This is a genomic window from Mycobacterium sp. URHB0021 (assembly GCF_054057895.1).
Window position 1 is genome coordinate 2,926,814 of the sequence record NZ_JBSRZT010000002.1, and the last position, 24,109, is coordinate 2,950,922.

At 60.7% G+C, this 24,109-nt stretch carries 15 protein-coding genes and 4 pseudogenes; 8 read left to right on the plus strand and 11 right to left on the minus strand.

All coding sequences use genetic code 11. The features are described 5' to 3' along the window. Positions 1-37: 37 nt before the first annotated feature. Positions 38-1,237 carry an MFS transporter gene (locus tag ACVWWN_RS16665; protein ID WP_457144861.1) on the plus strand — a complete coding sequence of 400 codons (1,200 nt, stop codon included), beginning with the start codon at positions 38-40 and terminating at the stop codon, positions 1,235-1,237. Here ACVWWN_RS16665 and ACVWWN_RS16670 read toward each other — a convergent pair. Next, the gene (locus ACVWWN_RS16670) at positions 1,231-2,115 is read right to left on the minus strand and encodes a LysR family transcriptional regulator (RefSeq protein ID WP_457144862.1); all 885 of its coding nucleotides are present in this window, start codon (positions 2,113-2,115) and stop codon (positions 1,231-1,233) included. The two genes, ACVWWN_RS16665 and ACVWWN_RS16670, sit on opposite strands and share 7 nt — an antisense overlap. A gap of 118 nt (positions 2,116-2,233) precedes the next feature. Here ACVWWN_RS16670 and ACVWWN_RS16675 point away from each other — a divergent pair, with 118 nt between their 5' ends. Together ACVWWN_RS16675 and ACVWWN_RS16680 are read left to right on the plus strand one after the other, a co-directional pair. Further along, positions 2,234-2,872, plus strand: a complete 639-nt coding sequence (locus ACVWWN_RS16675; protein ID WP_457144863.1) for a sigma-70 family RNA polymerase sigma factor — start codon at positions 2,234-2,236, stop codon at positions 2,870-2,872. Between the two features lie 354 nt (positions 2,873-3,226). Continuing rightward, positions 3,227-3,541 (plus strand): hypothetical protein, encoded by a 315-nt coding sequence (locus ACVWWN_RS16680; protein ID WP_457144864.1) that lies wholly within the window; start codon positions 3,227-3,229, stop codon positions 3,539-3,541. Positions 3,542-4,081: 540 nt separating this feature from the next. Here ACVWWN_RS16680 and ACVWWN_RS16685 read toward each other — a convergent pair. Continuing rightward, entirely contained in the window at positions 4,082-4,618 is a 537-nt protein-coding gene (locus ACVWWN_RS16685; protein ID WP_457144865.1) for a PaaI family thioesterase, read from the minus strand. A 976-nt stretch (positions 4,619-5,594) separates the two neighbouring features. Here ACVWWN_RS16685 and ACVWWN_RS16690 point away from each other — a divergent pair. Next, entirely contained in the window at positions 5,595-7,931 is a 2,337-nt protein-coding gene (locus ACVWWN_RS16690) for an AMP-binding protein (RefSeq protein ID WP_457144866.1), read from the plus strand. 140 nt (positions 7,932-8,071) lie between these two features. Here ACVWWN_RS16690 and ACVWWN_RS16695 read toward each other — a convergent pair whose 3' ends face one another. Then, on the minus strand, positions 8,072-8,227 hold the full coding sequence (locus ACVWWN_RS16695) for a hypothetical protein (protein ID WP_457144867.1): 156 nt from the start codon (positions 8,225-8,227) through the stop codon (positions 8,072-8,074). Positions 8,228-8,580: 353 nt separating this feature from the next. On the opposite strand from ACVWWN_RS16695, the gene ACVWWN_RS16700 reads away from it, so the two are divergent. The 3 genes and pseudogenes from ACVWWN_RS16700 (at position 8,581) to ACVWWN_RS16710 (ending at position 11,585) form a co-directional block, all read left to right on the plus strand. After that, complete coding sequence (locus tag ACVWWN_RS16700) at positions 8,581-9,309, plus strand: alpha/beta fold hydrolase (RefSeq protein WP_457144868.1); 729 nt, start codon at positions 8,581-8,583, stop codon at positions 9,307-9,309. 827 nt (positions 9,310-10,136) lie between these two features. Continuing rightward, positions 10,137-10,262: pseudogene (locus ACVWWN_RS16705) on the plus strand (MspA family porin); the annotation flags it as partial. Between the two features lie 306 nt (positions 10,263-10,568). Further along, positions 10,569-11,585 carry an ABC transporter substrate-binding protein gene (locus ACVWWN_RS16710; RefSeq protein WP_457144869.1) on the plus strand — a complete coding sequence of 339 codons (1,017 nt, stop codon included), beginning with the start codon at positions 10,569-10,571 and terminating at the stop codon, positions 11,583-11,585. Positions 11,586-11,935: 350 nt separating this feature from the next. Here ACVWWN_RS16710 and ACVWWN_RS16715 read toward each other — a convergent pair. From ACVWWN_RS16715 to ACVWWN_RS16740, 6 genes and pseudogenes are all read right to left on the minus strand, one after another. Further along, positions 11,936-12,119: pseudogene (locus ACVWWN_RS16715) on the minus strand (hypothetical protein); the annotation flags it as partial. A 171-nt stretch (positions 12,120-12,290) separates the two neighbouring features. Further along, positions 12,291-12,650: a serine hydrolase gene (locus tag ACVWWN_RS16720; RefSeq protein WP_457144870.1), complete on the minus strand. Its 360-nt coding sequence runs from the start codon at positions 12,648-12,650 to the stop codon at positions 12,291-12,293. A 497-nt stretch (positions 12,651-13,147) separates the two neighbouring features. Then, positions 13,148-13,546 carry a YchJ family protein gene (locus tag ACVWWN_RS16725; RefSeq protein ID WP_457144871.1) on the minus strand — a complete coding sequence of 133 codons (399 nt, stop codon included), beginning with the start codon at positions 13,544-13,546 and terminating at the stop codon, positions 13,148-13,150. Between the two features lie 2,377 nt (positions 13,547-15,923). Further along, on the minus strand, positions 15,924-16,286 hold the full coding sequence (locus ACVWWN_RS16730) for a hypothetical protein (RefSeq protein ID WP_457144872.1): 363 nt from the start codon (positions 16,284-16,286) through the stop codon (positions 15,924-15,926). A gap of 35 nt (positions 16,287-16,321) precedes the next feature. Next, entirely contained in the window at positions 16,322-17,089 is a 768-nt protein-coding gene (locus ACVWWN_RS16735) for a flavin-containing monooxygenase (protein ID WP_457144873.1), read from the minus strand. A gap of 2,766 nt (positions 17,090-19,855) precedes the next feature. Continuing rightward, positions 19,856-20,731 (minus strand): hypothetical protein, encoded by an 876-nt coding sequence (locus tag ACVWWN_RS16740; protein WP_457144874.1) that lies wholly within the window; start codon positions 20,729-20,731, stop codon positions 19,856-19,858. Between the two features lie 937 nt (positions 20,732-21,668). On the opposite strand from ACVWWN_RS16740, the pseudogene ACVWWN_RS16745 reads away from it, so the two are divergent. After that, positions 21,669-22,210 (plus strand): annotated as a pseudogene (locus tag ACVWWN_RS16745) (IS1380 family transposase); the annotation flags it as partial. Here the strand turns inward: ACVWWN_RS16745 and ACVWWN_RS16750 are convergent. Together ACVWWN_RS16750 and ACVWWN_RS16755 are read right to left on the minus strand one after the other, a co-directional pair. Next, positions 22,103-22,633, minus strand: coding sequence for an AMP-binding protein (locus ACVWWN_RS16750; RefSeq protein ID WP_457144875.1), 531 nt, complete (start codon positions 22,631-22,633; stop codon positions 22,103-22,105). The pseudogene ACVWWN_RS16745 and the gene ACVWWN_RS16750 overlap by 108 nt on opposite strands. Positions 22,634-23,515: 882 nt before the next feature. Then, a pseudogene (locus ACVWWN_RS16755) lies at positions 23,516-23,852 on the minus strand (ISNCY family transposase); the annotation flags it as partial. Between the last annotated feature and the right edge of the window lie 257 nt (positions 23,853-24,109).

Below are 24,109 nucleotides of genomic sequence, written 5' to 3' on the forward strand. Positions count from 1 at the left end.
TCAGGGTCCCGCAGCGACCGACACACAGCCGGCCCCGATGACCATTGGCCTCGCGGTTCTGCTGGCCATCGCGTCCGGGGTGGCGGTCGCCAATATCTACTACGCTCAGCCGCTACTGGATCAAATCGGGCATGACCTCGGGGTTGGGCCTGCCGGTCTGGGTCTCGTAACCACTGTGACCCAGGCCGGCTACTTCCTGGGGTTGATTTTGATCGTGCCCCTCGGTGATCTCCTCAACCGCAGGCTGCTCATTGTCGGCGGGTGCGTCATCGCAGCAGCCGCTCTCGTCGCTGTGGCCGTATCATCGAATTCGCAGATCTTCCTGATCGCCAGCGGCGGTGTCGGTGTGGCATCGGTGGTGCAGCAGGTCATCAATGCCTACGCGGCCGCACTGAGCACACCGGGCATGAGAGGACGTGTCATCGGAATCGTCACCAGCGGAGTCGTTTTCGGTGTCCTGCTGGCTCGGACCGTTTCCGGAGTCCTCGCCGATATCCTGGATTGGCGGGCGGTGTACGTGTTCTCGGCGATCGTTATGCTGGTGCTTGCGCTCGTGCTGGCCCGGTGGCTACCGTCCGAGGTGCCGCGACCTGCCGTTTCTTACGGCCGACTGGTCACCTCAGTTGTCAGGTTGACGATTCGCGAACGCGTGTTTCGCGTTCGCGCCCTCATCACGCTGCTCGTCTTTGGTGGGTTCGGCGCGCTCTGGGGCTCGATAGCGCTGCCACTGACATCCTCACCGTGGCATTTATCCACCGCCGAGGTGGGACTGTTCGGGCTGGTCGGCGCGGCAGGCGCGGTCGGCGCCGCCCGCGCCGGTTCCCTGGCCGACAGGGGACGAGCCCAGTGGGTCACCGGTATCTCGCTGGGTCTGTTCACCGTGTCCTGGATACCGATTGCCTGCCTGCCGAACTCATTGATCGTGCTGATCATCGGCATCGTGATCCTGAACCTGGCCGGACAGGCCATCAGCGTCACCAACCAACACCTCATCGTCGAGATCGACCCGTCCGCCAGTAGTCAACTCATCGGTGGGAACACGGTTTACTTCGCCGTCGGCACGGGCGGCGGTGCGATCGCTGCGACTGTTGTGTATAGCACCAAGGGCTGGGGGGCTGTTTGCATCCTTGGGGTAGGCCTGAGCCTGCTGGCACTGCTGACGTGGGCGAGCGACCGAATCCTTCCGGCGGCCGGTGGTCAGCCGGAGTTTCACGATGACGTGCACTCGCCCTATTGAGTCAGGGCGATTATCGACTCGGCTAGGCGCGCACTGATTGGGCCCAAGCGGTCCGGCTGCAACGATGCGAGATAGATCGGCCAGTGCACCGCCGGCTGAACTTGGATGGCACGTAGATCGGGGAAACGGCCCGCATCTGTTTCTGGCATGAACGTCGTCCCCAATCCGTTGCGCACTAAATCTGCTACCACGTTGTACTCGGCGGTCATCTCGTAGGACGTGTTAGGAGCGATTCCCGCGGCGGCGAAAGCCTCGTCCAATAATCGGCGAAGCCCGTACCCCTTGGGAAATTGGATGAGTTCTTCCTCCGCTAGCGCGGCGATCCGGACGGCGTCGTGCTTAGCCAGAGCGTGATCGGGCCGGCAGACGAACACCATTTCCTCTTGCGAAAGCAGTCGCATGTCGATGCTCGGCGGAAACCGGTCCGGCGCGGACACCAATGCCATGTCGAGAGATCCATCGGCGACTGCAGACAGATGTGTGGAGGATCCAAGTAGTGCATTTCGCATCCTGATTCGCACCAACGGGTAGGCACGGTGGAAGTCTCCCAGTGCCCTGGGCACGTCGAGTCTGCCGAACGAGACAATCGATCCGAAATCGACGTTGCCTGTGAGTTCGCCGCGATAGACGTTCAGTGCCTCCTTTGCCAGGCGCGCTGCGTGGATGACCTGGCGAGCGTGGTCGAGGAACAACTCTCCCGCCGGGGTGATTCTGATCTGTTGGCGTGAGCGGTCGAAAAGATCTACCCCCAGCTCCTTTTCGAGCTTGGCGACAGATGTTGACAGTGCCGACTGCACCACATGGGCCCGCTGCGCGGCCCGCGAAAAGTTCATCTCGCCTGCCACCGCGATGAAGTATTCCAGCTGCCTCAGTTCCACAACTCGCCTCCTATCCCATATGTAGATGACGTCGATCAGAAGTACTCATTGGACATGATAGTTCGATCCTGGTGGCATATAGGTAGTCCCTACATACAACGCCCGAGAGGTGACGAAAATGGTTCCACCCGTAAACACTTCACCGGCCCACCCACAAGACGGCTCGACGGCCGAGGACCTCAGGGTCCGCTTCGAACAGGCCACACTGCCGCTACTGGACCAGCTGTACCGCGCCGCCCGCAGGTACACCACCAGCCACGCCGACGCCGAAGACCTCGTACAAGAGACGATGCTCAAGGCCTACGCCGGGTTCGACCGATTCCGTGAAGGGACCAACGTCAAAGCGTGGTTGTACCGCATCATGACGAACACCTGGATCAACTCGTACCGAACCAAGCAGCGCCGCCCTCTCGAAGTCCTGGCAGACGGGGTGACCGACGCACAGCTGATGGCCGATGCCGCGCACTCGCCCATCGAGTTGCGTTCGGCCGAGCTACAGGCGCTGCTGAGGATGGCTGATGACGAAATCGTCGCCGCCCTCCAATGCCTACCGGTTGAGCAACGGATCGTTGTCTATTACGCCGACGTCGAGGGCCTGCGATACAAAGACATTGCAGAAATCATGAATTGGCCACTCGGAACCGTGATGTCGCGCCTTCACCGCGCACGCCACCACCTGCGCGAACTGCTAATCGACGTTGCAACATCTCGCGGATACCTACGCAATACGCATCACGCGCAAACCACAGCAGCATAACCACACCAACTCGGCCGCACGCCAAACACGCCGCGGTTCCGCCGGCAGCCGTGTTCTCCGCAAAGTCTCACCGTGATACGTCCCGGTGCCTCATACCAACCCTCGTCCGGGCTAAGCGTACTCAGCAGATGGGCGCCCATGGCGTCTCCTGAACCCGCTGGGTGGCGTTCGGCGTTTTCGGCGGCGTCCGCTGAACAAAATGATTCACTACCACCTAAGAAAGGGTCGTCGGGCCCTCGGCGGGATCAGAGGTGCGAATCGCAAGAGTGACCTGCGGGAACACCCATGTGCTAAGTCGAAGCGCTGGAAGGATCAATTGGCTGGCCTATGGTCGGGTCTTGCCAGAATGATTGCATGGAGTGTGTTCTGGTCGATCCTGCTCGTGCCCGCGACGATCTGGCCGTGGTGCGTCACCAAGCGCTAGGGACGGGGCAATCGGGAACGATTGCGGCGTTCGCTCTTACGGGCATACTCGCGGTCGGTGTTTCTGGAGTCGCGAGCAGGGCACGCCGACACGCAGGGCAGCCGATCAACATGAACCGCGTAGCGGCTGCCGGAGCATCGCGGCAATGGCTCTACGCCAGCTCTTTCCGGCACGAGATCGAGGAATTGCGCATCCGAGCACCGCGCATAGTCGGAATCTGGGGCGAGCCGGGCAGCAGCTTCTGATGCATTTCTTAGAGCACAGGTCCACGCCCAGAGCGGAAGCATCAAAGAAAAGGGCTTCGAAAACCACAGGCAGCAATGAAAACTCAATCCTGCTCTGGGCGCGTTAGTGACTGGTCATAATCAGCGCACTCGATGGCGCCGCAGACGGAAGGTTTCATCGACTAGCCCACCGTGTTGACAGAGTTCTGCCGCCTGGTAGTGGCGACACCGCCCAAGTGACAGGACAGTCGAAGTCGCCGACACCAAGGTCGCACTCAAAGTAGGCCCTGGGTCGGTGCCGTGCCACACATAGGTGGCCGCCCGTTCCCAGGGCTCCTTGTTGATTCGCTTGTTGAACGATTCGATGTAGCCGTTGCGCTACGGGGAGCCCGGCGGGATGTCGACCATGACCACATCGTTCGGGCAGACTCTTTGCAGCGCTTAGGAAGCTAGCTCCCGCAGGTGTCCATGCCCAACAATTTTTCGGCGGTCCACCGGGCGCAGCGCCCGCTACGACTAACTCGTCACCGTCGACCGCGAGGCCGCAGTCCTGCGGAGCCACTACGACAGGACCTGGATCCCTTTTTTATCAGACCCCTCGCTTTCGCCACCAGTCTTATTCTTTTCTACAAGCACCGCTGCGGATATCAATTGCGACGTCACGGTCGCCGTAGCTAGCAGTCGTTCCTTGCTATCTACCGCTTTCGCCTCGGTAAATGCAATTGACTTGCCGACTTGGACAACGGCCCCAGTCACCACAAGCAGTCCCGACCGCGCGGCTCTGAGAAAACTGGTTTTGAACTCGACAGTTGGTGCCGCTTTGCTACTAACCAGCGTAGCGGCCGCTGTCGCGGCTTGATCGAGAGCCTGCGCGATATAACCCCCGCTAATGAAACCAGCCACGTTGACGAACCTGTCGTCGAGCTCGTAGCTCAGCACCACCTCACCGCGGTTGGCTGCCGCCGACAGCATTTTCGCGTTCATGAGCCGCATTCCAGGCGGCATCGTGCCGTTGTACGCTGCAACGAACTGCTCATCAGATAAAGTATCCTCGCCGAGTTGGGCGAAGGAGAATGTTTGTGTATTTGCTTCTACCACGATTGTGAACCTCGATCTGCAATAGTTTCAGCGGCAATGCTAAGAGTTCGATAGTCGATCCCTATCGAAATAACAACGCTGCATAGCAAAATTCATCTGATTGTGGGTAACATCACAGCGTTTCATCACACCCGGGGATCGCTCGCGCCAGACGTGTGATGTTCTGGTCGTGGAGTTGCGACCACGATCAGGACGTTGCAGACGATGCGATCACAGGTGGCGTCAGCCGAATTGCGACGCCGGCAAGTAAGGAGCTAGCAGCAGCGCCGTCGGTCGGGCTAGCGCTACCGAGAATCGTGCGCAGCCTTTCCGTTTCATCGGCGCGAGCCTGGCAGCGCTGCGGTGCAGGTGTCGTTGCCGCGCCGGTGGTCACACCTTGCACGATCTGACCCATGCTGGCCCATCCGACGTCGTTAGCGACGAGGATTTCGATGAGGAAACCGATCGGGACTACGGCGAATCCAGTGTGAGCCGCGTCCAAGGGAGGTTCCGATGCTTATGGCAGAGCACAAAAACGGCATCAGGGTGCGCCTGCCGCGACTTTACAGGCGCGTAAAAGCGGTCACTTTCACCCGCCAATGCGAACCCGCCGACCATAGTCGGCCGACGCCTCGGGCGTACATCCCGACAGATTGCAGATGTCGTGACATGGGAACTCCTCAGCCAGTGCGCAAGACGCCCAATGTGGTGTGACGTGGCACCATCCATCCGCTCGCAGGGTGATAACTCTGGACTGGCCGTACCCCCGGACTGGTCGGTAGGTCCTGGCAACAGTGACTGGCGGCCACGGAGCGCTGGCAACGCGGGCCGCGGGAAGATGTTCGGCGGTCGGAGCGTTAGCACTGATACCACCGAAGGTGAACGGCGATACCAAGTTACAAGAAACGTTTCGGATCGTTGTTCTCGCCGTCACACGAAAGCTCGCACAGCGCGGTAGTGCGTGCAACAGGACAACTGATGGTCAGAGGAGATCGGCATGTCAGCTCCAATGAACTCTCGCGAAGCGCGGCTCTTACGTCGATTCGACATGTTGACCTCGTGCGACACGGAACTTCTCGCCGCATGCCCTGATCCGGTGATCACTGCCCAACTCGACGATCCCGGCGCACTGCTCACGGAGGTTATGCGCACCGTGATGAACGGTTATGCCGACCGTCCCGCGCTGGGCAGACGCGCCGTCGAATTCGTCACGAATGCTGCCGGTCGCACCGTTGCGCGATTAGAGCCTCGATTCGACACACTGACATACCGCGAGACATGGATCCGTGTATGCGCTCTGGCTGACGCGCTCACCGAAAACCCGGTGGGGCCTGGCGACCGCGTCGCAACGCTCGGTTTCACCAGTGTGGACTATGCCGTGGTGGACTTGGCCCTGTCGTTGACCGGAGCTGTGGCGGTTCCGCTGCAGGCAAGTGCACCGCTGGACCATCTGACTCCGATTCTGCTAGAGACTGAGCCGGTGGCGATCCTGTCCAGCGTCGACCACCTCGATGACGCCGTCGAACTCGTAATCGCCGTCTACACACCCAGGCGAGTGGTGGTCTTCGATTACCACTCTCAGATCGATGACCACCGTGAGGCGTTCGAGTCCGCTGCTGCGCGTCTGACCGACCTAGAGGTCAGCGTCGAGACGCTGGATGACGTCATCGCGCAACATGCTCAATCGACAGACGGCTTGCAGATCGCTCCCGCCGACCGCGACACCCTGCGAGTGCTGATTTACACCTCCGACCGCACGGGTAGCCCGACGGGGGCGATGTACACCGACCGTCTGATGACCAATGGGTGGCGCCGGTGGATGGTCCCCGAGTGGGACACCGACCGCACGATGCCAGCCATCACTTTGAACGTCATGCCAATCAGCCATGTCATGGGTCGCTTCTTTGTGTATTCCACTCTAGGCGCCGGCGGCACGGCCTACTTCACTGCACGTAGTGACCTGTCGACGACTCTGGACGACCTCGCTCTGATACGTCCGACCCAGCTCCATCTCGTCCCTCGTGTCTGGGAGATGCTATTTCACGAGGTGCAGCGGGAAACGGATAAGCACACCCTGAACGGCGCCAACCGCGAGTCCATCGAGGCGCGGGTGATGACCAAACAGCGCATAAACCGCATAGGTGGACGGCACTTCTCGTCGACGACAACGTCCACGCCGGTCTCTGCGGAACTGCGTTCCTGGGTCGAGCAGTTCCTCGACATCCCACTGTTGGAGATCTACGCAACAACGGAGAACGGCGTTGTGCTGGTCGACGGAAAGATCGAGCGTCCGAGGGTGATCGAGTACAAATTGGTCGATGTGCCGGAAATGGGGTACCTCGGCACCGACCTTCCGCATCCCCGTGGTGAATTGTTGATCAAGTCATCTAATTTGATTCCGGGCTATTACAAGCGGCCCGAGCTCACCGCCGAGCTGTTCGATGCCGATGGCTGGCACCACACCGGCGACGTGATGGCCGAGATCGCCCCCGATCAGCTGATCTACCTAGACCGCCGCAACAACGTGCTTAAGCTGTCGCAGGGCGAGTTCGTAAGTTTCTCCAAGCTGGAGGCCGCCTACGGCGCTCACCCGGCGGTGCGTCAGATATTCGTTTACGGCGAGAGTGCCAGCCTGTATCTGCTGGCCGTTATCGTCCCGACGGACGACGTGTTGGCCGCCGTGGGTGGTGACCTGGACGCCGTCAAACCTGTCCTGACCGATGCGCTGCGGACCGTGGCGCGAGATGATCGACTGCGATCCTATGAGATCCCAGATGATTTCATCGTCGAGACAACACCGTTCACGTTGGAGAACGGTCTGCTGACCGGAATCCGCAAGCTGGCCCGGCCCAAGCTGAAGGAACACTACGGACCCGCGCTGGCGCAGCTCTACACGGACTTGGGCGACGGCCAGGCCGCGGCGCTATGTGAGCTGCGCAACGACGGGGTTGACCGGTCTGCGGTCGAGACCGTAAGCCGGGCGGCGGCCGTTCTCCTCGGTGCCGCGTCCAGGGATGTTGCAGCCGACGCAGCCTTCACCGATCTCGGTGGAGATTCGTTGTCGGCATTGACCTTCAGCAGTCTGCTACGGGAAGTCTTCGAGGTCGATGTACCGGTCGGCGTCATCGTCAGTCCGGCCAGCCCTCTCGCGTCGATCGCTGCTTACATCGACGCCCAGCGCGGCGGGGGAGCCAGACGGCCGACCGATGACACCGTGCATGGTTGGAGTGCTACCGAGGTGCACGCCGGCGACCTCACGCGCGACCAAAAGTTCCTCGATGATGCGGCCCCTTACCGCAGCGCCTTCGGTGCCCTCGATATGCCAACGAGGTGAGACATTCTCCATGTCACCTCGCCGGCGATCGTCCATTTCATCACCAAACTGAAGTGGCTCGGCTTGCTCTGACCAATACGCGTCGCCGATCATTGAAAGTCGTGACCACCGCTTGTCGGGACCGGCATGCTTCTGCTGGTTCAACGGGACACGTTCAGACGGCATAGGAAGTCGCCAGCGTTGACGATATCGCCGAAGGCCGATTGTTGGTCGGTCTTGACATAGGTCGGGATCCCGAAGAGATGGCTGACCATGGCATCGACCCGAGGAGGTGCGGCAAGCTGCTCGATGAGCAACTCGCGGCGACGAAAGAGAACTCAAAACGGCTGTACTGGCATGATGGCGTGTCCTCACCGTCTACGCGAGGAGAAGGCGTTGGCGCGAGTTCAGAACAATCCGTTGGGGGGACAAGAGACAAACCGCATCCGAGTTCCGGGATGGCTTGTGGAATTGATGATGAGTCGATAGTGCGTGTGTGCCTATGTGCCGGCGTCGACGGCTGTATGCTTAAGGAGTTGCGGTGGATTGGATCGGCGCGCTCGAAGGCCTGTCCATCGTCCAGAGAATCTGAGGGCATCGCATCGGCGAGTCGCCGATCGTTCGTCTAGGTGCGGATGAGGCGACGCGTTCTCGGCGTTGGTCAGTTGATGTGACGATATTCGTGCTGCTGCATGGAAACTGGCACGACGAGTCGGCCTGGAACGGCGTCTGCCGACGCCTCGAACAACTTGGCCATGTCGCCCACGCGCCGACGCTACCGGGCCATCGCCGGGGCATTACGGCGAATGTCGGGTACCGGGAGGCCGCAGAAACGGTCACCGGCTACGTCGTCGCACGCGACCTACGAGACATTGTGCTGGTGGGCCACAGCGGCGGCGGCGTGGCCATCTCGAAAGCGGTTGAGACCATCGCTGACCGGGTGCAGCGACTTGTATATCTCAGCGGTTGGGTCCTCCAGGACGGCGAGTCCATCCTCGACATGGCACCGCCACATTACCGCGAAATATTCGCTGGCATGGCGGCAGAATCGCCCGACCACACCGTCGAGGTGCCATTCGATATATGGCGGCGCAACTTCATCAACGACGCCGACGAAGCCAGGGCGAAGGCGGCCTTCGAGCAACTGGTGCCGGAGCCGTACTCATACCTGGCCGAGCGGGCGAAATTCACCACCTTCCACAGCTTGACGGTGCCGAAGAGCTACATCCTGCCTACCGAGGACATCACCCTGCCTCGGGACGACGAGTGGGGCTGGCATCCGCGCATGACTAGCCGCCTCGGCGAGCACCGGTTTCTCGAGATACCGGGCAGCCATGAGGTCATGTTCACGAACCCTCGTGGGTTGGCCGACACGATCGTCGAGGCCTGCCTCGGCTAACGCGTTCTCGCGGGCGCGGTCGGTACTTCACGGATGGATCAGATCTGCTTCTGCAGTGGGCGCAGGGCCGGCTCGCCGGTCGAGTAGTTGGAGGCCGCGGAGCGACAAACGCCTTGTCTGCAGAAGGCCGGGACACAGAGGCGCACAACTTCCTCCGCAATAGTTGCAGACGTCAATCGAAAGCACGGAGCTACGTGCCGTTGTCGAACGACCGGCGAACTATGGTGATGGCCGCCAGAGGACACGCACCCAGCGGGTTGAGCTATGAATTGCGCTTGCGGTGGGGCAGACCAACCGACCGAGCATGGACCCGCGATTGCTGTCCTCGAGGCTGCATTGCCGCAGGAAGGAACGAGATCGACCGGTTGTACGTATCACCCGCATGCGGGGCATCTGACCTCCCGGGTACAGATCGCGGGGACCAGTTCACGGGGTCCGGTCGATGGCCCAGAGTCATTGGGTCGCTGTACCACGTTTCGTGAACGTCAGACTGCGAAATCTAATCCATGTAAATGGGGCTGGCCAAAGGTGACTAACCTCAAATTGCGGTTACGAGAGCTCCGCCGGCCAAGCCCGCCACCATGGCCACGGACGATCTAACAGCCGCGTTGGTAACATATCAACGCTACGATCACATCGTTACAGGAGACCGGAGGCCACGGTGACCTTTGATGTCGGGGTAAGGCGGATTCGCCGATGGATCGAGCAGAACGGCTACGTGCAAACCAAAGCCCTCTGACCTCGCAGTTGCGAGCCGACTACGACTTCATCGTCTGGGGGACGGGCTCCTCGGGTCGGTGATGGCGGGTCGGCTGGCCGAGAGCCCCGGCGTCCGGATCAAGACCGACCAGTGCGCAGGGCCGTCGCTCATCCGCTCGTACGCCACCGTGACGAGCTCGACCGACAACACCGACGACGTGGTCGCGTACTACGGGACGACGAAGTCCGTCTGAAACGAGGCTGGATCGGAAGGGAGAGAGGACGATTGGCGTGCTTGATCGGAATCGCAGGACGGCAGGCAGGAATGCGGTCGCGAGCGTCGCGGCAGTCGGATTGTTCACCCTTTCGGCGGCGGTCGCCTTCCCGGCGCGTTCACGTCACAGTTTCTGCGTTCGAGCAATAACGCCTGGTGTCGGCGGGATCGCTGGCCATAAACTCTGAAACCACATCCTGCCGAACAACTTCTGGAAGCCCCCGCAGCGGCAGGCACTACTACGCGGCAGTCCCGACTCGACCCCGCGACTGCATAAGGAGCCTCGATGTCAACATCTGCCACAAATCCCCGCAGAATGAATGGGTTCAACAGCGTCTCCATCTGTAAAACGCTGGCTATCACGACGGCGTTGATAACGCTGGGGGTGCCGGCGCGCGCCGCTGAGACACCGCTGACGGTGAGTGTGTTTCAGGGTATGCAGAACCTGCCGTTGTTCGCGGCGCAGCAGAAAGGTTTCTTCACCAAACGCGGTCTGTCGGTTGACCTGAAGGTCGCGCCGTCGTCTGACGAGCAGCGCATCGGGTTGGCTGACGGCGCTTATCAGATCATCCACAGTGGGGTTGACAACGGTGTCGCCATGGCGGAAGTCGCGAAGGTCGATATCGCTGTGGTGATGGGTGGCGACAATGGGTTCAACCGGCTGATTGCGCAGTCCGACGTCAACACGATCAGCGACTTGCGCGGTAAGACCGTGATCGTCGATGCGCCCGATACAGCATACGCGTTCGAGCTTTACGAGATTCTCGCGCGTAACGGCCTCAACAAGGGCGACTACCAAGTCAAGTCGGTCGGCGCCGCCTTCAAGCGGCTTGACGACATCGAGCAGAACACCGGGGACAAGGCGACTGTAATTAATCCGCCGTATGTTTTCACCGCCGAACACAGCGGGCGCAAGGACCTGGGTGCAGCGGTCACGCTCATCGGCCCCTATCAGGCGACAGCGGGGATCGTGCAACGTTCCTGGGCGGCAGCGCATCCCGATACGCTGGTGAAGTACATTCAGGCGTACATCGAAGGGCTGCGCTACGTCATCGACTCGAACAACCGGGATGAAACGATTCGCATGCTCGCCGACGGCCTCCACCTGCCTACCGATGTGGCGGCCGCGACCTACAACGTGGCCGTCGATCCCGTCGACGGACTGGCGCGAGACGCGCAACTCGACGGTCCCGGCTTCGATAATGTTCTGCGGCTGCGGGCGCAGTGGACCGGGGCGGCGCCAGGCCCGGCCGCCAAATACGTCGATCTGTCCTACTACGAGAAGGCTCTCGCAACACTGTGAGCACTCCGGGCCCGAGGTGGATGGATGACAGCGGTGGGCGAGGATGCGGCGGATCTTGCGGGTGCCGGGGTGCGCTGATCGCCAACTATGGTGCGCTCTCAGCATGAGGTGCAGGTGCGGGCGCCCCGGATATTAGTTCCGAGGGGGTTCCTTGAGAGGCGGCAGGGTGTGAGCCGATTCGGCTTGACCCTCTAGCCCGCACCTGCATGAAGGATACGAGTGCACACAGATGACTCCACTTCTCGTCAGCTGGCGGACTCCCCGGCACCCCGGACAGCGAATCGATGATGCCCTCGCGACATTCATCGATCGCGGCTTCGGCCATGGAGGTGGCGGCTGCGCCCACGGTACTGCCCGGCGTCGTGGCGAAGGTCGCACAAGACCTCGGCCTGGCCGGCTAGATCGCTGTACATCTGTTCGGGCGCGGGGCCATAGTGCACCTTGAGTTGGGGGGTGGGCCAATTTGCGGATGCCGGTGAGCAGTCCGTTCTCCAACGTGAATGGTGTGCTCTCTATGAGGAAGTTCCGGGGCACACCTCATGTCGCGTGGCTGTGGGTCACGCGCTAACCGGGTTGGTGGACCGATGGCAGCTCAGCCGGCCGGCTAGCCACTGCTCCTGTTCTTGTTGGCCTCCAGCCTGCTATATGCGGCGCTGATTGGACCGGTCACCGAGAATTCGGAGGCCAGCCCGCCGCGGTGTGTCATCAGACCTTCGATCGTGATGGGCCGGCCATGGGGCTCGGTGGCCTCCGGCGAACCGACCGGATCGAGCTACACCCGCAGTCCGACAGTTCGAGTATCCACCTGGCGCTTAAGGCCAGCTTGCCGTGGTCGACAAAGGCCATGGCCGCGGCGACGACCACCGGTTTGGATATCGAGGGAACGCGGAACAGACTGTCGCGCTGCATCGGTAGATGCGCGCCGGGGTCGCGGATACCCAGTTCGTTGATCTTCCGGATGCGGCCGGACTGGCAGATCAGGGTGACGGCGCTGGCAGCAGGGCCGCTGCCGTTTGCTTTGCAAACCGAAGTCTGGTTACCGTTAAGGTTCACAGCACCAGGCATACTCAGCTGCACGGCAGGTGATAGGTGCGGAGTATTTCGACGTCCTGTGGAGATGATCTGTCCAGGCGTGGCAGCCGCCTAGAGCACCGGCCGGGGGTTGTCGACGCAGTGGACGGCGCACCCCAAGAGGGCATCGGGCAGCTCCCCAGATCAACGAGCTACTCGATTGTCGTGGTCGAACTCGGAGGTTCATAACCGAGGAGAGGACCGCGGCGGCGTTCAGGTCCGCTCACCGACGGAGCGGCGGCGCGACAGAATCGGCGTTATCAAACTGCACAGCAGGGAAAGTCATGTCGATGAGGCCTCGTGGGTCAGCCGCCCCAAGTCTGTACAGGTGATATCTCCACACCCGTGACGCACATGCGTTCGGGAGCAAATCTACATTTGATTCTGTCAGCAGCCGAGCACCGTGGGCGGGGCGTCATCAATGTTGACCGACCACACGATGATTAAAGTTTCGGTCCACCCTACGGTAATACGCAGTATGAGTAACGATGCTATCGTGCCGTTAAGGCGTCGTCGACATAAAACCAGCGACGCCCACGGCGCTCGAAACGACTGCGCTCGTGCCTGCAACTTTCGCGGCCTGCGGACTCGAATCGTGCAGTGAATTCCACCACGCCACAATCATCCTCCGCGCCTCCGGCGACGACGTCCATCACCTGCAGACCAGTCCAGGTAATGCCTACGTCAACCGCGACATCGTCTGGCCGTGTGCGCGGATGCCACGTTCGGAGCAAGTAGTCCGTGTGACCCCGGGTATGAGCCGAATACCTCGATCGCATCAGTTCCTCCGCCGATCCGGCCTCTCGCTGACCGTGGTGCAACGGCTCGCAGCATGAGCGATAGTCAGCTTCGATGCCGCACGGACACGAGGGCCCAGTCCACTCATTCAATTTCTATACCCCTCCAGGGTATGCATTCTGTGACCGCCCTCCGGTTGTCGCCGGAGTACATCGACGCTGTCAATTGACATCGACTTGGCGCGCCATCGAACCTGTGGTCAGACACTGTCCACAATAGACAAAACCTTCGGTCGGCTGCAGCATTGGACGGCCTGCTTACACAGGTTGCTCGGCGTGCCGGGTTACGCACCCCTTTCCGGCGGACGCCGACGCTAGCTCGCTGCAACCGGGCGGAGCGAGAGTGCTCGATACATTTTGGTGTTGATTATCAGAGAAGCGACGTGTGGCATAGCTTCTGGAATCTTCTCCGGTGTGGTATGCGGCCTGTGGAACGAGCGAACGGGCGCCCTCATGCGATGAAGCGAAAATCCGTAATGAGTCAAGCAGCGCGGTTGACAGACGAACTGGGGCGGACGGGGTTCAGGAGCCTAGGCCAGGAAGCTGTTCGTGCCCAGGCCGACGTTTCCACTCGCCTGATTTTTAACCATGCCACGAAAGCGCCCGCATGGTGGTGCACAAGCGCGCGGTCAGCAGTAGACGCGGCGCACCGTGCGGTAGCAGTCCTGTGATTCATCACCTTTAAGGCGATCCACCCCCACTGGAGGCTGCCTCGTCAGCTCTCCGGTGATTCGAGGGTGCGGCCAATGCGTGACCAAAGGACATCTATCTCGCGCCCCCGGCATAGGTCGATGCTGACGCCAACTCATGATCGAATCGGTCAGGCGACCGGAGTTGCCGCCGACTCAGCCGAATTTGCCGAGTGCGATGTCGGTGGCCGGTCTCGTGCGGTTGGCTTATCGAACATGGCATCACTGCGGGCGAAGGCGACCGAGGTCTGTGTTGACGGCGCGCCCCATCGGGCGAGTGATTGGGGCGACTCATCGTCGGCGGGCATGCCGCTGACGCAGGAGGGTGGCGTGGCTGTCGTTGAGCTCGCGCGTAACGGTGACTCAATGAGGTCGCTGGTAGCACTCAAATTGCGACGCCACGGTCCGGCTGTGCCATCGAAAACGTCGTTAGTCGATACAGGCCTCGACGATCTTGTCGGCCAATTCGTGGGGGTTGGTAAACATGAGCTCGTGGCTGCCCGACATCTCGAGAAAGCGGTGCTCGCCGAGCCGGCTGGTCATCCGCTGGATGCTGGCCCCATTCGTCGTCCTGGGGCACGGTGATGTACTCGGTGGGCAGGATGTAGCTCTCGGTGTCGTCAGGTGGTGGAAGGTAGTGAATTGCGCTCGTTCGATGAGGTACGAGTATGAGTCTGGTACTAGCTGATCGAAGACTGCTTTCGTCGTGGCTTCGTCGACTCCTTTGATGAAGTTGCTCTGCCGTACGTCGAAATGCACCCGCACGGCGCCGTCTGGTGATTGAGCTGCCTTGCCCGAGAACAGTTCACGGTTCGACTTGCACCATCTCCAGGATGGACTCGCGGTCCTGGAGGACTCAACCGCTCAGATACACCCGGCGTTGTACGCGGTCAGGGATGATCTCTACCGCGTTCGAGATGGCCACTTTGCCGCTCTGGCGACCAACACAATGTCACGTAGATTGCGCGCTCGACGATGCGGCCAATTAGCGATTCCGCGACCTGCGTTACCCGACATCCGGTGGGGCGTCTTGGTCATGGAGTCGGTACATGGGCGATATGGCCGAGGTGCTCCAGGCGTCGGCTGGCGCCGCGCCATGCCGACCCGTCATGCCAAATGCCCGGAGTAGAACGAATATCGTCACATAGAACTGAAACATGGGCCGAAGACCTTTGTGTTCATATCCACCTAGTGAATGTCCATATGGTACGTAGAAGTGAGACGTGGGCCCAGGAGCCGCAGCGCATGTTGCCAGCATTCGATAGATGGGTGGCCCGGGGGGTGGACTGGGTCAGCCAGCGATCAGTCGTGATCGCGTGCCTTGTCCATCGTGGGCAGCACACGCTGGAGATTCGCGATGTCTTTCTCTCACAGTTGCTTGAGTATTGGACGGGTGCTTCCTCGGGAGCTGCCTACGGGATTCCCTCGCTGGTGCGCAGGATCGGCTCGCTGTAGGGCCCGGTGGTCGACGCGGCGTGCCAACGTCGGGCTTGATCGACTACGCAAATCCATGGTGATGATCCTCGGAAAGGTGCACCCTCCCAGGGGCATTCACAGACATTGGTCCTTGCTCCACTCTACGTAGACCGCACGCTACAATGCCCTGCTCTGCTCCAGTTCTGCGTGGGCGTGCCAAGGCCCCAGGAGGTTGGGCGTCGCTAGGAGAATGCAATTTGCATGCCTGACAGAGTCCGGTCGAAAGTAGGCTCAGGCACGAGTTCTCGCGAAGTCTCAGGAAGTAGTCGCTGCTGGCCCACGTCGGTCCACCGGTCGGCGGTTCCTCAAGATTCTGGGGTGGTATGCGATGTTTTCGTCAGGTACGCAGCGATCTGGCGCGCCAATGGCGTGGCAGCGAGGCGGATTGCGCGCAGTGGACCGCGGGGGGGTACGCCGTATCCAATTGCAAACATTCCTGCTTCGAGGTGCGAGGCGAAGCCGCCTCGTGGATTGCCGTACTTGTCAAGGACACCAAGGTGGCGTACGAGACCGTAGAGGTCTGTGCTGAACCCCGTGGCGGCAATCATGACGTCAGGCATTACTGAGTTACCGTCAGCGAGCAGCACCTTGTCGGACCGGACGGCTTTCACAGCGGCGACGACCTCGATGCGCCCGGCCCGGACTACGGTGACCAGATCGTCGGCCACCGTTGGGATCCGTCCCCGCTGTTCCATGGTCGCTCTTAAGCCGAGGGGGGCTGCCTGAAGCCGTCGGCGGTGAGGTCTCCGACCATTAGTTTGTTGAGGTAGCTGATCAGTGGGTCGATAGCGCTCGCCGGCAAGCGGGCGGACAATTCGAGGAGGATGTCACACGGAACCGGTCCGATGGCGCGCCGAACCAGGTGTGGCGGCGTACGTACCGCCATCCAGATCCGGTTCACGCCGCCATCGGCGAGTTGTACTGCGATGTCGGCGGCGGAATTACCCGCTCCCACCACGAGGACGTCTTTACCGCGGTAGGGCGATGCGTTTGTGAAATCACCGGAATGTACGAGCGCGCCTTCGTACGTCGCGATCCCCGGCCAAGTGGGAACCGTCGGTGTGCGGTGGTTACCCGTGGCGAGCACGACCACGCGGCTCGCCATGTCAGCCAGCGTCGTACTTATTCGCCATCCGCCGTCCATGCGGTCGATATAGTCGACGTTGCAACACAACTTGATTGAGATGTTCTGCTGTTGAACGTAGGAGTCGTAGTAGCGGATCATGTCGTCTTTGGTAGGCCAGCGGCCGGCGGTCGACGAGATGCGCTGACCCGGCAGATGCGACAAGAACGCGCTCGTGTTGAGCCGAAAGTTGTCGTAGCTCTGCCGCCAGGAAATGACAGGTGCCGGCGCGCGATCAACGACTAAGGCCTGGATGCCATGGCGATGATCGAGCTCCCGGGCGACAGCGAGACCCGCAGGTCCTGCCCCGATGATGATCACGTCTGACGGCTGCCTAACTCCGTCCATCGTGGTGGCCCTCCTGACGGCTTGGCAGCGCTCGGGCAGTCTGGATCTCAAAGCCTCGGCGTCGCTGGTTCATAGTGGTCAGCTGCCCACCACGCCACGGGCAGATGCTTGATGCTGTGCATGACGCTAATAGCAACGGCACTGGCTCGCCGACCGGGGCGATGTCTGGTGTCTTGCGATGCAACTCCTCGAACATCGCGCTGATCTCTCGACGCGCTAAGCCGGCACCGAGACAGAGGGGAGGTCCGCCGGTACTGCAGGCGAAGTGGGGTTTGGGATGACGACGGAGATCGAACGTCCATGCGTCCAGGAGTGTTGTGTCATCGCGGTTGGCGGAAACGAACCACATGGTGCCCTTTTGCCCTTTCGACATGTTGACGCCACCGAGATCGACATCACGCGTCAAGGTACGGCGCATATATTGCACGGGAGAGGACCACCGTAGTATGGCTTCACTGCGGTTCGGTCGTACCCGATCGCGTCGTCCCAGCACAGTTGCCGCTCGTCTGAAAATCGGCTCAGCGCAACCAAGCCGCGGCTCAGTGCGTTGCGCGAAGTCTCGGTGCCCGCGATAACCAGCAGGATGAAGGACGAGGCGATCTCTGCAGAGGTCAGTCGCGCACCGGCGACCTGCGCATTGAACAGACTTGTCGTCAAATCGTCCTGCCTGTGGCTCCGCGGTTCTGAGAGAGTACTTGGCCGTACTCAGCGAGATTCTTGGTTGCCGTGCGTACCTCGCCGATGTCATCGGGTATGTCCGGATCACCGAAACCCATGACAACGTTCGTCCGGTTAACAATTCGACGGTAATCGGGCTCGGGGATGCCCATCATGTCGCACAGACTTGCAGTGGCAGTGGGCCAGCCACTTCGTTCACGAAATCGCTGACACGGTTGGGATGGCCCCTGAGCATCGCCGATACTCGGGACCTCGCTCGCAGACTGATTAACTCAAGCACCGTCGCCAGCACCGCGGGAGTGAATGCCCGGCTGACGAGCGACCGCAATCGCTGATGCCGCGGATCATCAGATGTCAACATCGAATCGAAGCAGCTGGCAATCTGAGGTTGGGCATCCACCATTTGGGTGCGGGGGCGCGCTGGAGTTCTCGGGGTGTCGGCTCGCGCAGCGCACCTGCTCATATCGGGCGAGTGCCCAGTGACCTTGGCCGCGGTTCTCTCCCGGCGTACGGGTTCCGAGACGAACCTAATCGGCGAAGTACGGCGGAGGCACGAAGGCCCCATCGCAGTAAGCGCACTCGCAGCGACAAAATCCGACGATCCCAGGTCAATCTCATCCGATGCGACTGTGGGTGGCTGACGGCCGTTACTGTGCACAGTGACGTTCATCGCGCCGATCTCCCAAAGTTCTTTTACCGCTGAAGCGAAGTGCTATGTAGTGATAAGGCTTTCGAGCGATGAAGTGATCGCAATCACTGTGAAGGCCAGGGTCGAAAGCCGGGCTGGCCGCCGGGCAACCAAAGCCAGAACGTTCTGGCGCAGTTCATGATTGTGCCGTCGTGCGTGGTAGGCGCTGCCTGGCCGGTGGGTGCCTGCCGTGCTGTGTCGACGTCACCTCTGGTTGAGTCGGCCTGGGTGGTGCCGATAGTGCTTTCCGAGAAAGCTCTCCGAACCCGCCGAGAATGTTTCACGCAACGGGCTCAACACGGCGACTGGCGTCAGACATGCTTTGTGATCCAGGGGCTGGGGGTCTTTGCGCCTCCGTACCAGTATCGGGTGAAGGGGCCTTGGCGAGACCGTATAAGTCGATCCTCTACGCCAAGGGTCCGGTCCCCTGATGATGGGGCCGGTGTGGTAGCGACGGACGTCCCCACCATTCCAACGGTGCAATCTCGGTCCACCAAGTGAATCACCCTGTGCCACAGTACGAGTTTCAGTGTCCGTCGTGTGGTTACCGTGCGCCGGAAATAGTTGCTTGTTGGTAATGGTCGTCAGCCATGTCATCACGTTGGGAATGAATGATGTTTTCGGTGGCTGGCGATCACTGTGGTGTGGGACGCGGCCCAGGTCAGTTCGAGCCGCGAGGCAGGTGCACAACAAATTTCTCCGACGACCAGATCAAAGCCGTACGTGTCGGGCGTCTAGGCCAAATGACGGGCGATGCAGGGCATCGGTCGATAGTGACGGTGCGCCGGCAGGTGGGCTCTGGCGGTAATCCCGGATGGCCTGGATGGCGTTGAGCGCATCGACGTGATGGTGATCAAATGCGCTTCGTCCCCATTCCAATAGCACGGTGTCCCACTGGACACGGACGTGGTCACGGAGCCACCAATTTGGCGTGGGCTCAAACACCTAATGATCTGATTGGCCCGTCGCTCCCAATAGATCGCGGGAGGACAGCATCCCTCAACAGGCACCCAGCTGAGCAACGACAAACTAACGCACGCCGCCACGCCGCGGTGTCCCCTCACCCTTCGTGCGCCGTAGAAGATCCAACCATCCACGACACGAAGTCATCATAGAAAGCGACATGGCTAGCGGCGCCCACATCGAGCATCTGCGAATTAGATTCACCGCGATCTCGCCGTCATCTGCTGGTGTCAAACACACACTTCCGTAACAACACTAAATCAATTAAGTGGAGTCAAATCCCCGCGTCATAGTGGGCCAGCTCAAGATGACATTGCCTGCCGCCGAAACCAAATCAACACCAACTACTTTACCGCTCCGGCGTCCTATGACGCTATCCGGCATCTGAGTTGCTCTCCGAGCCGCTGTGGACCGTGGCGCGTGCAGTGGCTGCTTGTTTAGCCGCGGGTTGGCTGGTGCGGGATCACCATGAGGCCGGGTTGGCCGCCGACTACCGTCTCAGCTGGGCATCGCCCAGCGGGCGCCACGGCCACGATCGGCGTTGTGAGTGTCCCACCGATGGCGACGCCGTCGCGGATTACACATTCTTGTGGACTGCCCAGTTGTGGCGAAAGTTCGATCACCCTCATAGCGATAGGCTGGGTGACTGGGTTGGTGGGCTGCAGTGGTTTTGGCGTGGTAAATAGGCCGGATACGGAGAAGACAATGACTGCGATAATGAATCCGACTGCACCCGTGCGAAATTGCCGCATAAGAGTGACGTAGGCATTGCAGGTATCGCGGTAGTGAGCCGCTTCCTCGACGGTGCGTAAGTGTTGCTCGAGTTCGGTCAGGCGATACCGGGATTCTTCGTCACGGGGATGGGCCACTACGGCGCTGTGCGCCTGCGAGTAGGCGGCGAGCAGTCCTTTTACAGAGTTGTAGCCGCCTAACAGATATATCGTGTTGGCCTGTAGCCATTCGACTTTCGAATCGTTGAACTGACCTGGGGAGCGGCGGGCATCGGCGAACTCATTGATGGTTTCGGCGTTCGCCAGTTCCATTGCGGTTGGGCGCGGCACGGTAAGAATTGCCGCCGCCCGTGCCAACAGGAGGAGGGTTAGGGCCAGCGCGGTGGCCACAGCCACCGCAGCGAGGGCCGCGCCGTACACGGTGCGACCGTTGTAGTTGACGAGTTGAGCACCGGCGATAATCGACGCGGCAACGATCCCCAATGAGCCGACCATCCACTTAACGGTCGAGCGCAGCATCTTGAGTGCTGGGGCATAGTGCCCACCGATCCAGGCCTCCGGATGGGTATTTGTTGCGAGCACCTGGTGTCTCACCTACCGATCTCTCAAATGCACATTGGGCTGACGCCATAGGCGTCCTTCGTGATTCGAGGCACCGGCCGGAGGCATAGTCGACACTGACACAGCGTATAGCCTTCACTTCGGTGTCGGTGCTCCCCGTGACTCTGTGGGTATGCAGACGACGATGTCATGAATTGCCCAATGAGGTGGAACTCGCTGTTGCTTGCCGTGGAGCGGCAGCGCTGGCGGCTCGGCATGCCCATCGTTACCGTACCGTCTTCCGCCGAACAACAGAGGAAGCGGCGATGTCCCGGTGGAGGCCTAAGCATCTGTTTGACGGACCAGCGACCCTCGAAGGTGATGCCCAGCAAGCGTCGTTTACCGTTGGTCAGGTCAATGGCGAAGCGCCGCGACAACCCTGAGGCATCTTCTGTAGAAGAGTATGCCGCCGATTGCGGGATGCTCTGCTGAGTTCCGTTGGGGTATCGGCCTTTCAGTGTCAGCCCGCCCTTGGTCGCCAAGCGCTGCACGTAGGTGATCGAGCTAATTCCCCGCCATCATCATTCTCGATGGCCATCCATAGCAGCTCTTGCATAGGATCATCGTGGTTCACCACGCCGTTACGTAATGCGCTCACTTCTGTGAGAGTCGCTCGAAAATAGTCATTTGGCTTTGATCGCGTCGTGAACTGCTGCTGATCGGTGTCCGCGTTACTCCATAGCAGTGCGATGAAGAGCGCGGTGGCAGTCGCACGTCTTTTGGTAGCTACTGATTGGAAGGATGTCTGCATGATGGGTTTGAGGTGCGCCGGCGTAACCCGTGCGTCAGCCCGCACCTTAGCCTGGATCCACCGATGAGCTGGCTGTTGATCGGGCGTCGTAACGAGGAAAGTGCCCTCTGAACTGCAACGATTGGTGTTCTCACGCAACAATCAGTTCCGGTCAGAAAGGCACTTCCGGTGCAAGTGTGGCACAACTTCACTGCGGCCTCGGCGCTGTTCGATGATGACCATCTCGTGTCGTGCGCCGGACTGGTGCCCGTCATGACGCTGGCCACCCAGACAGGCCTGCCGCAGCTGTTGGCCCAGGCGGTCAGGATCACCGCACCGCGGATTACATCAGGGCCAACCCGGCACCGAAACTGGCCACGCTGATCGCCGCTATGTGCGCCGGCGCCGACTGCATCGATGACATCGACCTTGTCCGTGCCGGTGGGATGAAGACGCTCTTTTGTGGCGTGTACGCGCCGTCGATGGTCGGAACCTTGTTGCGGGAGTCCACCTTCGGGCACGCCCGCCAACTGGAATCAGTACTGCGCCATCATCTGTCGCGCCTGTGTCAGCGGGTGGACCTGCTGCCTGGTGCCGCCACCGGCGCGTTCATCGATATCGACTCACTGCTGCGCCCGGTCTACGGGCACGCCAAACAGGGCGCGTCCTACGGGCACACCAAAATCGCCGGGAAACAGATCCTGCGCAAAGGGCTCTCGCCGTTGGTAACCAATCGTGTTTTGGGTGTGCAGTAGCGCCTTCGGCTCCCCAGACGTTCCCGAAGTGAAAAGCACCACCGACACTGCGTCCGGATCCTCCTTGGCGTCGTCCAACGCGACCGGGTGTCGCTGCTCCCATGGGGTCCCTTCGAAGAACGGAGCAAACTCGATATCTCCTTGGCCGGCTTGGCCGAACACTACCCGGTGACGCAGTTTCGCCAACCGCGAAGCCATGTCGCGCAACGCATCGGCGTGCTCGAAATCAGACCACCGATCCACGGTGATACAGACGTTGGCGTCCACGCGTCGGAGCATTCGCTCTAACTCGCGAGGTCTGATCGTGGTCATGCACGGCGCGAACACCGCACCCAGCCGTGCTACTGCTTGGAACAGCACCAACGCCCGCCACCAGTTCGGCAGCTGAATTGCATCCACCTGCCCCGGCGCACTCCCAACTCACATAACGCACCCGAAAAGTGTTCGACGAGAGCCGCATAAGCGCCATAGTTGATTCGGACCTGTGTGCCGGAAGCCGCGAACGCGCTGATTGCCAGAGCCTGCGGCGTCTCGTCCCGCCACCGGCGCAGATCGGCGATTGGCCCGAGATCGCGCCACACCCCGGCGACGCGGTACTCTCGCGCCTTCGATTCTGGCGGACGAATCATGAAAGATGACATACATACTCCTGGTCAATATCCCTTGAGTCGTTGAATTAACATCACAAGCGTGGCGATGATAGTGACAGAGGGCTGGTGCGTCGCCCTATCCAGCGAGCACCCACTCATCGCAGCGAGGCTGCAGGAGGACCGACTGGGCAAGCTCTGACGATTGGTATAAAGGCACGGCATGGCTGCTTCGATACTCGAGGCGATAATGACCCCGATCACAATGCCGAAGCCTCTCTGCCGGGCCCGGGCAAGCGGGTCCGGTGGCCTCCAGTGATGTTGCAATATACGTAAACAGCGGAAGCTCGTCGTATTCGATTCCGTTGTATCAGATCAGTTTGAGCGCGGCCCATGTGTCCCCAACTGCGGGCGAATGCAGCCTGCGGCTTGACCCCGCCCCACGGGCACCCTCGTGCCGCGATGCGCTGGGTACTATTGCGTTTGATCGGGGCCGCGACTCTGCACCGCTTTCCCTAACCAGTCTCATGGACAATTGGATTCTCCATGAGTAGTGCTGCGGCACAGGATGTCTTGTTGGGCAAGCGGGTTTCAGCGAGCGACAAGCGGCATTGCACACGCATCGTACGCCGTCGTACCCGGTAAAGATTGTCAAGCGTCTTGTAGATATTTGTAGGTGATCTTCCAACACGTCGCACCGGCTGGTCAGCTTCGTCAATGTCGTCGGATGCGGACCCGAGCGCCGAAGAGGGTCCGGAAGAATCGTTCCACGAAATCGGAACTGCGACTTCGCGGCACAGCGTCTCCTAGCCCAGCGGGCAGCGGCACTTGAGTAACATCATCCGCAGATAGGTCTCTATAGGCACCGCCGCACGGCCGATCCGTGGATGGAAGTACGGCTTGAACGGCGTGAAGAACACCGGATTATCCAGCCATGCGTCTACCCGGGCCAACTAACCGGACAAAACCAACGGCTCCGGCGGCAGGATCGCATCCCACAACGACCACTGGTCATTTGCAGTTCTGACCACAATGGCCTCGATCCATTTTCACCCATGCGCTCGAGGCCATCATCTCGTCAAACGAGAATCGAGCAGCGCACGTCTCGAGGCAACAACGATAGTGTCGCGGGGGGAGGCTCGCGGCCATTTCCCTCCGCGGCCGCCGCCTTGAACGCGTTCGCAGAACACTCGACGACGGAATGCCCGCCCTCAACCGAGGATAGCGAAAACAGCCACTTACTTCGAAAGTCGTTCGGTCGGCTCACGGTGAACCTCCGAGTATGGCC